Raw genomic sequence first — 14,335 nt, forward strand, 5'->3', positions numbered from 1 at the left:
TTCTTTTATTATCCTAATAATAAAGCCTTTTCCAGATCTTCAAAACTGATGTCTTTTCGTGCATTAATCTTTTTTGTGAGCTGTAGGTATTTCTTTGTTGGTTTACCGTTATAAAACTTCTTAAAATGCTTTTTATATAGCTCCTCATATAATTTATCATCCAGATAAGAACCGAAGACCTTTTCCCAATCCCGCCATTTCTTAGACTGTAATTGTTTTTCATAGTACACATCACTAAAAGCTGTCCTATGTAGAAAATAACCACCGTTCAAATGCAGTTTCCGACAAACCTTTTGGGTGTTCGGACAAACAAAGAACCACAGTAAGCCATTTCCCAGATTAGAAGGACGGGTAATAAGTTTGACTTTGTAATTTATTTTCTGAGACTGGTTATAAGTATAGTCAAAGGTAATATAACCCCCGGTGTCTGTAGTTTCTATAATAACCGTTATTGAACTTACTCTTTCCCCATGTTGGTTAGTCCAGTGAATGTTTTGATTGAGCCATACATTGGGCTGTAAGTAACCCAGTCTCTTTAGATCAGCAATCGTAATTCGTTTTAAACTTTCTACCTCATCGGGACCGTTGCTCCATCTTCCCATTATGTTAATCTTAATTAATTATTAGTGTTTTGTAGTATTCTGCATCTGCTTTACTTTCGCTTAGCGTTTGCATTGCTTTGGCATTTGCTTTATTAAATTTTGCTGAAGCTCTTTAATTTTGTATTTCTTTTCCGAAATAACCTAAATTATTAAGGAACTTTCCATCTTTTTTAGCCTTTTTTTGTAACAAATCCTTTATTCATAGTGTTTACAAGCGTTTAAAGCATGTCCGGAAAAATACCGTTAAACAACGGCTAAAATCCGTTTCTTTCTCTATAAAAACGGCGTTACTGTTCAATAAACGAATCAAAATCAGGGAATTCAAAGTCTGTTCTTTCCAGTAAATCCGGTAAGTCTATGCCCATTTCAGGGAATTCAATTTCAGGAAAATCAATATTCATTTCAGGAATTTCCATATTTAATTCTGTTATATCCAATTCAGGCATATCAATTTCAACATCTAATATCTTTAATATATCAATATCTAATTCTGAAAGATTAATTTCTATGGCTTCCATTTTTGTTTTTTGCTTTATTTTTTGTTCGTTTCCATTTTTCTGCATATTGTTAGACAAATCATAATTCTGGGTTTCTACTTTTTCAGCCTTTTTTTCTGCTGTAATTTTCTTTTTCATAACCTTAGATTTTGTGAGGATTGATTTGGACTTTTTGACCCTATATCTGAACGGTCGAAAAGTCTAAACTTTTGTTTTTCATTTTTGTTACAATTGTCGGTCAAAAAGTCTAAACTTTTTTCGGTAAGTTTTACTATTTTCTGTTTTATCAGTTCCGAAACTTTACCTTTCAAATTTTGAGAATATTTCAATGTCATTTTCTCAAATCTTTTTTTGTGATAATATTTATCCTTTTTGCTGAGGTTTATCCAGTAATTAGGATTCCGGTAGTCTTTCAGCTTATTGATTTCCGGTAGTCTCATTTTTGTTTCATCGATCGTATAGTCATAGAAATAAACTTCCTGAAACTCTTTTAATAAAAGGTTTTTGAATAGATCCATCATTTCAGGTTTTATAAGGTCCGATAGACACACAATATCCAAATCATTCAGTACATTCATTTTTAAGAACTTAATTTCAAATCGTAAAGTATTGGGTTGTAAATGCTCGTTTACAGTCTTTTTAAATACACTGAATTCTTTCTTTTCATCGGGTTTCATAAAATTTACGTTTTCTGAATACTTCTTTAACTTTTTTTCATACTGCGCTGTTTTATTGTAAATCTTAATAATATAATCTCTCTTTGCAGACTGATAATAAAAAGAACCGGAAATAGTTTTATTAAATTCTGCTGATCGGTGGAACAGTAAATTTTGAAGGAGTCTGTTCGGATCAAATGGCAATTGTATATTTACTCCTATTTCAATATTCTCCAATCTGCAAGATTCGGGTTTCAAGCCTAATTCTGTTTCAAGGTCTTGTAAAGCTGAGAAAAGGTTTATCATATCAAAATCATTTCCGTTAAAGTCTATACGGTTAAAGAATTTATGAATGCTTCCCTTTACCATTACCCGACCCGAAGCATATTTGATGATCTGCATTCCGAAATATTCTCCTTCCTTTTTATTGTCCGTTTCTCCGGTTTCATTGTTTACGGAAATGGTAAAATCGGTCTTGTCGGTGGGAAGCTCATAATTTTTATCCGTATACTGAATTTTTACAAAGTCGGTCGGCATAATTTCTTATCTTTGTAAAGACAAAAGGGGTAAACCTTTGTCAAGTTTGAACAACTTAAGGGATGTAATTTTTTATATCCCTTTTTTATGGGCTACTCTGGGCTAGTTCCTTTACTTTCTCTGTTAATTCAGATTTTTCACACGGATAAAACTCAGGAAAAACATTGAGTTCAACAGACTGGTTATCTTTGAGATAACAGACAATACATAATTTTTTTTTATTTTCTACAAATATATCCGTAGAATAATAATTACTGATTCCGGTGGGCTTTAAGCCCAGCTTGGTACATACGGACCAATTGGAAGCATCTCGAAGCCGTAAAAAGTTATTGAATCCACTATAGGTATTATAGCCGTTGTTCTTTTCAATGCGCAGAAGCTCAGGCAGGAAATCATCTTTTTCGGTTGATTGTATATTTTGCTTTCTATACTGCCGGAAAGTCTTTTTAACCTCATCTAATTGGTAGATAATGGTTGTGCAGTCTTGGTAATTGTTATTAGAAACAGGCATCATAGAAAATTTAATCGTTAACAATCATTGCATTTTCTATTTCATCCAGCCTGTAATAAACCCTGGAACCGAGCTTATAGGATTTCAGGATTCCTCGCCTGCGCCACTCATGGATGGTCGGTTTTGACACTCCGAAACGTTCGCAGATGTCGTCTGCGGAAAGGTAGCGTTTCGGTTCGTTCTCTTTGAAGGTTTTTTCTAAGTCGGTAAGTAAAGATTCTTTTATTTTGCTTACGATTTCATTGATGAGGTTTTCGGGTTCTACCCCGACAAAATTTATGGTTTCCATTATATTGTGAGTTTTATTTGTTTCACAATACAAAGGTTGGAATTATGCTTACCCTATTTTATTCTTTAGGGGTAGTGCTGGGGTAGTCTTGTGGTAGTAAATAGTTTAAAATAATTTCAAAAAAATATTGTTAAAAAGTCTTTGAATTATAGAAATTTTTGATTTTACTTTTATGCTTTTCAGTGATCTGATAATCCTTTGAAGATTTATTTTTTGTTTTCCTGTTAAGGCAATATTTTTTAATGTTGGTATAACTTCCACCAATCAGATTATGAATAATCTTATATTCGTTTTCGGGACTTACTCCATCTTTAATAAGTTTGGCAAAAACACCTAAATATTCAAGAAGGGCTATTTTTTCCGGTGTTGTCAGATTACTTATGTCTTCTTGCTCTTCCTCTTTATAAATTTCCTGTTTTTTATTTTCGTTACTATTTCCATTAACAGGAATTATATTGTTTTTTTGTAGTTCAAATAGTTTAATTTTTCTATCAATTTCATCCATGATTTTGAACACAGCAAATCCAAAATCTTTAAACTTTTCATTGTCAGCTTTTATAGTTCCATCTTCATAATATAAAAAATGAAAATACTCTAAATGATAAATTTTATCCAATAAATACTTTTTATGAATAGATTTATAATCGTTAGGTATGTGAAAATAATCAGGTCTTTTTCGTTGATTTTCAATTAATGAAAAGAGGTGTTCAATAGGGTGCATAATTATAATTCCATCATCATCATCATCATCTCCAAATGGATCTATATTCGAAAAAGAGTGAAATGGATTTCCAATAAATGGTAAATAGTGCTTAACATTACAATCAACAATATAAGCAAACATATCAAGGGTAATTTCGGCATCATCTGAACTAAATCCTTCATATTCAGAATATGTAAATTCTTTAGTCCAAATCAAGTTATTAAAAACCCTTCCTCCATATTCAACCTTAGTCCAATATAAACATAGCCTTTTAATTTCCTTTAAAAAATCTATTTCTCTGGCATTTTGATATTTATCTATAAAATTGTTTAAATCTTTGGTGTAATTTTCTTCAAAGTCTTTAAATGAATAATAAAATGGTAAATCCATGATCTTAATTTTAGAAGACCAATTTAAATAGCTAATGCGACAAAGAATGTCGCATTAAAAAATAAGAGACTGTTATTTTAAAACAGTCTCATTCTTAAATTATTTTTATAAATCTAAGATGTATGTTCTATAGGCATCAGAAGCCAATAAATTAACTTTTTTCTTGTTTAAAATTTCCTTGCTTTCACTTAATATTAATTCTGTCCCTTAAACCAAATAACTGGTATTTTGTTAATTTCCACAGGCGGGGTAAACATTAAGTGTGAAATTTCCAGTCGTTTGTCTTTACTTTTTACAGTTGAAATTACATTTGTTGATAATTCACTGAGGATTGCTACATCATTACTCTTATTTATTGCTTCTACAAGTTCAGGGGTAATAAAATTTATTTCGGCACATTGAATTGCATTAAGAAAATTTTCATAAACATTTGTTAATTGGTATTCCACCAACGATCATTAGGCTCATACTCTCCTCCTAAGAATCTTCTTTTCTCATTTTCATTTAAGATTGAACTTATTCTAACAGAAGAATTATCCGGAATATCACCCCACACACTAGCAAAGTTTGTTATTTTTGATAAATAGAAACTACCTGTAAAAGTATTTTTATTACAACGGGAAATATTTAATCCTAATGTTAGATAAAGGTCAGGTTTAATCTTTTTAATGAACAATCCATCTGTTTTTGTAACTGTATTTTTAAACAATGTAAATCCCTGTTCATTTAGCCTGTTTTCTACTTCGGAAATTAATTTTTTTTTTATTCAAACTCATTTGTTTTCTTTTGGTTCAATATTAAACAAATAATACGACAAAGGTTGTCGCATTAAAGTAAAAAATAAGAGACTGTTACTTAATTATGATATTAAAAATTAGCGCATCAAAGTGACACGCTAATTAATTCTACAGGGATTTTACTTTTAATGTATTTTATTTATCTCCATTATTGAATTACAAATTCATTTAAAAAAAACAATTAGAGTTTTTTAACTAATCCAAATTGAACTTGAGCATTTTCAATTTTTTCATATAAATATTGATTCTTTTCAATTTTCAAAACTCTAACTATAAACTCAGGATTTTCAGTCATGACATCCTCAGTTTTTTGGTCTGCAATTATCTTATAGTCACCATTTCCAAGCCATACAATTTTCCCTGCATAAGTTTGATCTTCATATTTTTCATATTGAATATCATTTCTACGTTCAAAAGTATAAATTAAATTTTCTTCGCTTAAAATCTGTAAAGAAAATTTTCCTGACTTAAATTTCTCAATATTAAGTTTAGGATCATAATCGATACACTTTTCTGCATATACTTTTTTTGCATCATTACTTCCATAATAAATTGCATCAATTAGAGTTTTGCAACCTTTTTCATTTTCTCCAATTATAATTTGAGAATATCCCTTGAAATATAAAGAAGATCTATCATTTGGGAATACTTCTAAATTTTTATCCAGATTTGAAATAGCAGTAGTGAAATCCTTATTTTGAATATCTTTCATTGCTCTTTGTAAATATTCTAAATCATTCTTTTTATATTGTGAAAAACAAAGAATCGGTAGAATCAATAAAATAATATTTTTCATCTTTTTGAATTTAATTTTCATTATTGCTTTTCCCATTCAGGCAAATTTCCTAAAATTTGAACATTAAATATTTTATTATAACCTACTGATTTATAGAAAAATAATCTTACACTTAACGGCTCAACAGTAGAATTTTGCTTTATAAACTCATATCCTACAACCTTTTGAGGAGTTCCAGATTCATTTGTTTCTTTTATTTCTACTTTATTTAACAAGCTATTTTGATGATTAAGTTTATTATAATTTCTATTTAGATAATGTAATTGATTTAACATAGCTAATTTATACTCTGATTCACTATCTTCAATTAAACTTAGATAAGCTGTCTCATCATTTTCTTTAACAGCCTTCCAAAAATTAGATACCACATTTTTTATTTGTTCATCGTCTTTTTGTTTTTGATCTATACAATTGCTAAAACCAAATAATATTACAAGCACATAGAATAATTTAATTATTTTCATTATTGGGGGATATTTCTTAATTGGTTATTTTTTATCTCTTTATTTCTTTTATCAAACAATCTTTTTACCTGATCAGCAGTAGGACGTATTGGGGCATGATTCGCTTTTAAAATAGCATTTCCATTCTGGATAATTAATGAGTTTTGCATCAATCCTTTTTTAGGTAAATGTCCATCATAGACATAATTAATAACATCATTTTTTGTTTGTTGGTTCATCTTTATTTTGCTTGAATTAACATAGTCTATTGCAAGATCCATCTGTGTGGCATTAAAATCTACAGACTTTATATCTTTAGCTGCTTGTACATGATTGTCCATACTTTTGAAAGCTTCTGGTACATCCATCGCCATCGAAATATTATTCCATAACTCTTTAGCACCATCTACTACATCACTTAATGTACCTACAGCTTCTTTTAGTCTATTTGGTCTTTCAGTCTCGACCTCTTGTTCAGCAAAACCTGAAGGAGTATCAATAGTTTCCATTGTTGCACCTTCAGCCGTTGCACCACCATAATTGTAAGACTTAAGTCTTAGCCCCGTTTCACCTGTACTAATCCTTGGAGCAGTAGGATTATATCCATTGGTAGTTAATCCAATATCTGCTGCCGTGAAAGTTGGTCTTCCGAAACTGTCTCTTTGTGTAGCAGGGGCTTGTTTTACAATCATCTCGTTTCCACGTATTGCAAAATATCCTTTGTTTTCAGGAAGCAATTCCAATCCTTCTAATTCAATCCCCATCCCAATCATATTTTCCTGAAATGCATAGGTACTGTTGTGCGGGAATTTTTCTGCGAGTGGGTCTATGTTAAAAAATCTACCGATAGTCGGATCATAATTTCTCCATCTAAAAGAATTCCATCCGGTTTCCTGTTGCTTTTCTTGTCCTTGAAAAGTGTAGGTATAGCTCGGTGATACAGAATTATTAATATTTAATCCATTACCCCCAAACTCTAACCCAAAAGGATAAAAGTCTGTTGCTCTGTCTATCGCAGGATTTCCCGAACCATCTTTAAAGAACGCCAATCTGATGTTTCCAACCTGATCTTTATATTGGTAAATATACTTATTTTGCCCGAAATCGAAATATCCTTCTGAGGTCGGTATAAATTGTAATGTAGCAATAGTCGACTCTGTTCCACCTGATTTTGCTTCGTACTGGAACCCATCAAGATAATCTGTTGATGTTGTGGCTAATGTATTAGAGATGCGCGGATCTTTAAAAGTATATACTTTTGCTATTTTAGATCCGTCCGCCCTGTAATTGTAGGTAGAATTTACATAAATAGCACTATTTCTGCCTGTTATATATTGATTAAATTTAACATATTTGGGAAGATTAAGATAATTATAGTCGATCTGTAAAATAGCTTTATCCACATGATCTGTCATATTGCCATTGGCATCATAATGAATCAAATTTCCTGATGTATCAGGATAACCCATGTAGTTTCCTGATGAGTCGGTAACGGTATCAAGCCTGTTTCCTGTGTAAGAATAGCTTAGGTTATCCATAAGCTGTGCTCCGATATATTCTGTATTCCTATTTCTTTGCAGTGAAGTAATATTTCCGTTCAAATCATAGCTCAATATCTCATTATAATAATTATTTTGAGGAATGGAAGTGTTTGGTTCTGAGTAAATTCCACTTTTCAGTCTGTTTAGCCCATCATATTGATAAGAGTATCTTTTTAAAACACCATCATTGGAAGCCATCCAATCCACCTCAGCAATATTCCCGCTATACTTTCCGGTAGCTGATGAGGTGTTGACAGGGTTGTTATACTTAATTTCATACCCAAATAACTTACCTGCTAAATTAGCAGGATTATTAATCTTGGTCAACCAGCCTCTGATATTGTAGGAATAATCAATGTTTTGCAGATTATTTCCAACCGTCTTATTACTTAGTTGAGAAAGTTCATTATAGGTATTTTCTGCCAACAATTCCTGTGGCTGGCTGTCTATCTGATGATAATGTTTCTTTACTCGGTTCTGGTTATCATATTCAAAGGTTTCGGTAATAATTCTTTCTGTGTCAGTATTAACCCTTTTATGATACGTTTTGGTCTGTTTTGGCAAGCCAACAAAATCCAAATCCGATTCTGTTTTTGTATACCCTCCCAAATGATTGATAGAGTAGCTTCCTATTGCTCTGCCTTTGGTATCGTAGTAACTATAATTTTTTGTCCAGTTGTCGTCTTCAATATTTTTAACAAAGCTCATTACCGGAAGACTGTTTGTGCTTTTCCCGCTACTTACAGGATTATCCGTTAAGGTTGTTTTTCCCAGAATAGTACTTGGAAAAGAAGGATTAAAGCTATAGACAGCATAGGTATCATAATAATTAATGCTTAGAACCTGTGCGATACTTCCGGGAAGTGATCTGTTGGTGTAATAGATGGGCATTCCATTTATAGTGAAAGTATTTGCACTTCGTATCTCATTTGAATAGGTAGCTGCAGTAACATTGTTTTGTAGAACTTGCCTTGTAGCAATATTATTGGTGATTCCTGTATAAACCACCCTTCCAAACTGGTCATATTTCGTAAACATCCATTTTCCCTGAACTTTAAGATTAGCATCTTGGATCATTACCAATCGATCCGCCCTGTCATACACCATATATTCCCATCCTTTACCCGGAAGCTTCTTTTCTACAAGTTTGTATTTTCCGTCATGTCTGTACTGGTAACAAAGGTTGTCCAGAGTCGTCTGATCTGCCAAACCTGATTTTGAGGCGATTGGCGGAATTTTATACACCAACTGATCATATTCATTGTATACAAAATAGGTATCTGCATTTTCGGAGGCAGAAACAACTTTTCTTATTAAAATAGTTTGCCCCTCCCCATTTTTAAATTCGATCGTTTTGTTCCCGTCTTCATCTATAACCGTATTTTTATATAGCTGTACGGCGGGATAAAATTGGGAAGTCTGCAAAGAGGTAACAAACATTTTATTAGCTGCATCCCAAATGGTTGAAGTTTGATAAATTCTTACCTGATCTTCCACACTGTTGGCTTCATAATTAAACTTCACGGGCTTTGTCGCCCAATCTGTTCCCGCTTGTACTTGTTGCAAGATCTTATCCAAAGGTGAATTTTCCAATATACTTTCGGAGAATATTTTTTCCGTTCCATAAATTGCAGGAGCACCAGATTTCGGGTCTGTATAAATGGCTCCGTTTTGAGTTCCTGACTGTGGAATTGGCAAATAGTCTTTTACCTGTCTTCCAAACCCATCATATTCAAAATGTTGTACTATATCTTTTCCTGTGGGGGATGCTTTTACATTTATCACCTGCTCTGGTCTTCCCAATCCATCAAAATATTGTACTGTTTCTGAGGTTTTAGGATTTGACAGCGAGGGATCAGAAAGATACGTTTTGGTGTAAATATAATTTTCCGAATTACTCGGTGTTGTCTGTGCAAAGGAAAATCCTGTTAAAAATAATGCACTGACAGGGATTATAATTTTTTTCATCTTTTTAGTTTTTGTAATTGTATTTGAAATCCACTAGCGGTTTTGCTTCTTCATCAGACGTTCTTTCTAATCTTCCGGCATTATCATATTTGTAGGTTTGTCTAATTCCCAGTGGTGAAATTATATTCGTAACCCCAATAAGCGGATCATAAGTCATTGTTGTAACTTTTGCATTTGCCAGTGAGGATGATTTCCTGAAATTTTCCAGTGCTGTAATCAATGCAGGCTCAGTAGTTGGATCGGAAGCATCAGTATTGGAAGCGGTTACAATCGGAGCAATTAGTCCTAAGCTCACTAATTGATCATAAGTGATTCCCTCTATAATAGCAATAGGCTGGGCATTATTATATCCCCAAACAACCGCTACCGGAACATTTTCCTTTATCGTGTATTGCAATAGATTTCCTTTTTCATCGAATTTATTGTAGGCTATATCTACTGATGAGGTATTATTTGGAATATCAAATGATTTTACAGATAACGGAAGCGCCAAACCTGTACTGTTATTGATAATTTCAGCAGCTGTGTTTGGATAAACCGTCTCTGTCTTCGATAATATTTTAGTAGTTCCTCCTTTGGCTTTTGTAATTGTTGTTTCCAAAGGAATACCAACCATGTTTTTATCAATCATTAACTGATTGCCTTTTTCATTTGCGTATTTGTATGATGTTGAGTTTACCGTATTATCAGAAAATTTTGTTGAAACTTTAGTTGGAAGTTTCGCGGGTGTATCATACTCATAGTTAGTTTCAACCACCATCTTTTTATACGCTGAATCATCAGTGATAGTAGCGGGCACATCATCAATATAATCTGTAACATATGACGTCACCAGACGATTAAAGAATACACTTACTGAATTACTCGCAATAAGCAAATTATGCAATTCAGCTCCTGCAATTCCTGTAGTAGGAAAATAGAGAGCATTATATATTGGTGTTCCGGAAATATCATAATTTGAAACGACCCCTGATCTTAAATAGGTATTATCCACTCCGCTTTTTAAAAGTAAACTTCCGTTACTGGATTTGGAAAAAATACGGCTTTTAGTTAACAGTCCATTATATTTATTAAAGTTTACTTTTCTGATCATCTTATTGTAAGCCGTATTAACAAGTGTAGAAATAGACGATGGTTCTCCTTTAAAGTATGGGTATTCGCTTATCGGTTCCTTAACGAATACCAAACTTGGCTCATCAGCATGTATAAACTCTTTTTGTTCTCCGCCTTTTTCAAAATTATCTCCACCATAGCTTATGGATATAATCGGATTTTCAAAAATTCCAAACATTGAATTCAATTCTGAATCTATGGGTGCGACAGGTTCTGAATGAACAATGTTTTGCTGAAGAAAAAAGTCTGGAACGGCACAACCCGGTTGATTAGGATCTATATTCATAGGAGTAGATTGCACATAATAAGTTGAAATAAAACTTCCAGGAGTATATAAATTATCTGGTAACAGACTTACATTATTGACATCTTCGATTTTATTATAGTATAACCTTTTTATATTTACTGTGTCGCCTGCTTCATTAATATCCAACTGGCGTTTCAATCTTATACCGATACCATTTTTTTTCTCATATCCGGAATGGAAGCTTATATCTGCACTGGCATTACACTGATTACAATAATCGACTACCTTAAATTTAATTAGATAATTTTTGGTTTTGTCTACTGTAAATTCGGTTTCAAAATTTGCCTGATTTACAATCTTTCCTAAAAACATTTCCTTACTGTAAACAGTTTGGCCGTTACTCTGATCAATAATCTGAAATAGGGTTTTACCTTTATTAAGTACCGGATCGGTAACTTCTGAGAAAAGATGCAGGTTGATTTTAATTTTATCATTTACCAATGAGCTGAATTGATAAGTTCTCACTGTATCTAAAACAGGAGCCGGAAGCATGGAAGTAATCCAGTCATTATTCCCAACAATCAGGTTAAGATCTGTAAATACTTTGTTTTTTGTTGGTATAGATTCGTATTCGAAATAGGTTTTGCCTTTAGTAGGATATGTTATGGACTTTAAGCTTCCTTTTTTTGTGTATTGAAAGTTTGCACGTCTGTCTGCCAGGTTTGGCTCATTAAATGAGGTGGATCCAAGAAGAGCAAGATCCGGTACAAGCGTATTATTTACTTTTCCATTATAATAGCCTAATATATCAATACTTTTACTTAACCTTTGCGGAATTGCCAGAGGATCATCATATTCTAATGAATACTCATTATTTAAGGTTTTCTGAGTATTCTTCACTTCAAAAAACTGCACTTTTTCTAAAAAAAATCTCTCTATAACAGTTCCATAAAGTTTGTCAATATAAGAAAAATCGATTTCTTTTTCCAGTCTCTGATTGTAAGCTATTTTGATTTTATCCAGTTTTCCATAATTCATTCCATTAACCGGAAGATATTCAAAAGATACTTCCTGATTATTGTAAGTAATTTTTTTGATCCGCTTTGTATTTTTAATATTTAAAAAACTGGTTTCAATATTATTTTGATATAGTGACGGCGGCGAACAATCTTCTATTCCTGGTGTGAAATTAGCATAAAAGGAAACACTCCTTGATTCTTTAATATTCAGAGAAATTTGTTTGAGTGAATCGGTATAATAGCTAAAACTTATACTATTATTTCCATCCTCGATTTTATACAGATAAAATCCTGATATTGCATTAAGCATGGGATTATTCCGAATGTATGTTTCTTCTGTAAACCCTTCTCCACCAAAATAATACTTCACACCATTAGGTGCTGTTAAGATAAATTCATGGGTAACGGCAAAATTTCCTACTGATCTAATCTTAACTCCTGTCCCTTCTTCAAGAAGAACGGGTTGAAAATTAGCATCTAAATAGAACGTACCTGAATAGTTATCTACTGAATAACTAAAAATATCCACTTGATTATCGATGTTGGCATTTTTTATTTTATCAGCAATAAAATACGCCTCCTGAGTTCCTTCCTGTATAAGCGGAATATTTAAGCTTGATATATCGTTCACTAGGAAACGGTCATTTTTTTCATCGGGTAAGTCATATGTTGTTCTGTTAATTACTCCTCCGACATTTAACAGCCAGCTTATTCCAACTATATCCGAAATATCATTCACTTTAACACCCAGTTTATTATAATTAAAAAAAATGTTATGTTTGAGGCTGCCATTCTCAATGTTGTAAATGGGAATTGTTACAGAGGGAGCCCCTCGATACTCATCCATAGGCAAGTTTCCAAAGTCTGTTTTAAAAGAAGCATTAGGTGACGGGGGAATAACATTGGGAATTTTAATGACACTTTCACTTCCACCCGGAATTACCTGAAATGTTTGTGTTTCCTGAGAAAACACAAAAGCATATAAGAATATTAAAAAAAGCTTGGTTATTTTAATCGTTTTCATTTGTATTATTTCTTAATCAATTTAGCACTCGCTGTTTTGTTATCATTCGTTTTCACGGTCACCAGGTAAGCTCCCTGAATTAAAGGCTGGGTATTAATCTTCGTTACTTTATTCTTGGTTTTCAGAATCTGTAACTGTCTACCAGACATATCATACAGCAAAATATCTGCTTCCTTGAAGTCAACGCCCATTTCTACATAAGTATAATCTGATACAGGATTCGGGTAAATCTTAATATCCTGTTTTTCTATTAGCTGATCAATCTGCTGATCTCCCAGCTTTACAATTTTCCAGTTCTCTTTCCCAAGTTCCTCTGCGCTTGTTCCTGCCAGAATAATGGAACCATCCCTGTTTAATTTAATATCAGATAATCTTTCTTCTTTTTTATGAGACTGTCCCTCGACGTGCTTTCGCCACTGTTCATTTCCATTCTGATCCAAATACAGCATCCAGAATTTTTCATCATCATTTTCGATTCTTCCCTCTGCCTGCGTATAGCCTCCAAGTAAAATTCCTTTTGAAGTTTTATCATCCGAAGAATGCAAGACATTCATTCCCATCAATACATCACGATTTCCGAACGTGTAAGATTTTTGAAATTGCTCATTCCCATTTTCATCTAAAGCAATGAGCCAAAGGTCTGTACCCTCTTCGATACCGACAGATTTGTTCCCGGAAATAGGGCTCCTTGACTCACCACCGATGATATATCCGGATGAGGTTAAAGCTAAAGTTCTCAGATGGTCGTCGCCTGTTCCTCCATAGTTTTTCTCCCACTGAACCTTATTATTTTTATCTAATTTTATGATATAATAGTCACCTTCTCCATAATTTTCGGTCTTTTTTGCTCCTCCTAAATTACTTCTGGAATATATTCCCAATAAAGCTCCACCATCTTTCGTTGGAATCATTTTCTCTACTTCATCAAGCCCTTTTCCTCCTAATATAATTTGAGAGGCTATGCCTCCGTTTTTGTCCAGTTTTACAATCAAAACATCTTTTGATCCGTAACCTTTGATTGAATTCTGAACATTTCCAGCCACAAAAAACCCGAAATCTGTGGTTTGAATGACAACCCTTGCTTCTTCATCGGATGCTGAACCAATGGTTTTTTGCCAAATTTCGTCTCCAAACTCATTGATTTTTATCAACCATAAATCTGAACCACCTTTGGAATTGTCCTTCTTTTGAAATCCTGCATT

13 protein-coding genes are annotated in these 14,335 nt (G+C 32.9%); all 13 read right to left on the reverse strand.

The features are described 5' to 3' along the window. Window positions 1–8: 8 nt before the first annotated feature. The 13 genes from ATE47_RS02115 to ATE47_RS02175 all read right to left on the reverse strand — a co-directional run bounded on the left by ATE47_RS02115 (window position 9) and on the right by ATE47_RS02175 (window position 14,284). Window positions 9–602, reverse strand: coding sequence for a hypothetical protein (locus ATE47_RS02115; protein ID WP_062160410.1), 594 nt, complete (start codon window positions 600–602; stop codon window positions 9–11). Window positions 603–889: 287 nt separating this feature from the next. Further along, window positions 890–1,237 carry a hypothetical protein gene (locus ATE47_RS02120; protein WP_062160411.1) on the reverse strand — a complete coding sequence of 116 codons (348 nt, stop codon included), beginning with the start codon at window positions 1,235–1,237 and terminating at the stop codon, window positions 890–892. Continuing rightward, window positions 1,234–2,292 (reverse strand): hypothetical protein, encoded by a 1,059-nt coding sequence (locus ATE47_RS02125; RefSeq protein WP_062160412.1) that lies wholly within the window; start codon window positions 2,290–2,292, stop codon window positions 1,234–1,236. Before ATE47_RS02125 ends, ATE47_RS02120 begins: the two co-directional genes overlap by 4 nt. Before the next feature lie 85 nt (window positions 2,293–2,377). Further along, on the reverse strand, window positions 2,378–2,827 hold the full coding sequence (locus ATE47_RS02130; RefSeq protein WP_185097116.1) for a hypothetical protein: 450 nt from the start codon (window positions 2,825–2,827) through the stop codon (window positions 2,378–2,380). Continuing rightward, on the reverse strand, window positions 2,814–3,092 hold the full coding sequence (locus ATE47_RS02135) for a helix-turn-helix transcriptional regulator (RefSeq protein ID WP_062160414.1): 279 nt from the start codon (window positions 3,090–3,092) through the stop codon (window positions 2,814–2,816). Before ATE47_RS02135 ends, ATE47_RS02130 begins: the two co-directional genes overlap by 14 nt. Window positions 3,093–3,222: 130 nt before the next feature. After that, window positions 3,223–4,185 (reverse strand): hypothetical protein, encoded by a 963-nt coding sequence (locus ATE47_RS02140; RefSeq protein WP_062160415.1) that lies wholly within the window; start codon window positions 4,183–4,185, stop codon window positions 3,223–3,225. A gap of 194 nt (window positions 4,186–4,379) precedes the next feature. Continuing rightward, window positions 4,380–4,634: a hypothetical protein gene (locus ATE47_RS02145; protein ID WP_115980921.1), complete on the reverse strand. Its 255-nt coding sequence runs from the start codon at window positions 4,632–4,634 to the stop codon at window positions 4,380–4,382. Continuing rightward, complete coding sequence (locus ATE47_RS02150) at window positions 4,619–4,894, reverse strand: hypothetical protein (protein WP_062160417.1); 276 nt, start codon at window positions 4,892–4,894, stop codon at window positions 4,619–4,621. Before ATE47_RS02150 ends, ATE47_RS02145 begins: the two co-directional genes overlap by 16 nt. Window positions 4,895–5,163: 269 nt before the next feature. Continuing rightward, a complete protein-coding gene (locus ATE47_RS02155; RefSeq protein WP_147296998.1) occupies window positions 5,164–5,778 on the reverse strand; it encodes a hypothetical protein in 615 nt (204 codons plus the stop codon). Window positions 5,779–5,798: 20 nt separating this feature from the next. Then, window positions 5,799–6,242 carry a hypothetical protein gene (locus ATE47_RS02160; RefSeq protein ID WP_062160419.1) on the reverse strand — a complete coding sequence of 148 codons (444 nt, stop codon included), beginning with the start codon at window positions 6,240–6,242 and terminating at the stop codon, window positions 5,799–5,801. After that, window positions 6,242–9,730 carry a DUF6443 domain-containing protein gene (locus tag ATE47_RS02165; protein WP_062160420.1) on the reverse strand — a complete coding sequence of 1,163 codons (3,489 nt, stop codon included), beginning with the start codon at window positions 9,728–9,730 and terminating at the stop codon, window positions 6,242–6,244. The genes ATE47_RS02160 and ATE47_RS02165 overlap by 1 nt, the downstream gene beginning before the upstream one ends. Window positions 9,731–9,734: 4 nt before the next feature. Continuing rightward, window positions 9,735–13,133: a hypothetical protein gene (locus tag ATE47_RS02170; RefSeq protein ID WP_062160421.1), complete on the reverse strand. Its 3,399-nt coding sequence runs from the start codon at window positions 13,131–13,133 to the stop codon at window positions 9,735–9,737. A gap of 5 nt (window positions 13,134–13,138) precedes the next feature. After that, entirely contained in the window at window positions 13,139–14,284 is a 1,146-nt protein-coding gene (locus ATE47_RS02175) for a T9SS type A sorting domain-containing protein (RefSeq protein ID WP_228376302.1), read from the reverse strand. Window positions 14,285–14,335 lie beyond the last annotated feature (51 nt).

This window comes from Chryseobacterium sp. IHB B 17019, assembly GCF_001456155.1.
Taxonomy (GTDB): Bacteria; Bacteroidota; Bacteroidia; order Flavobacteriales; family Weeksellaceae; genus Chryseobacterium.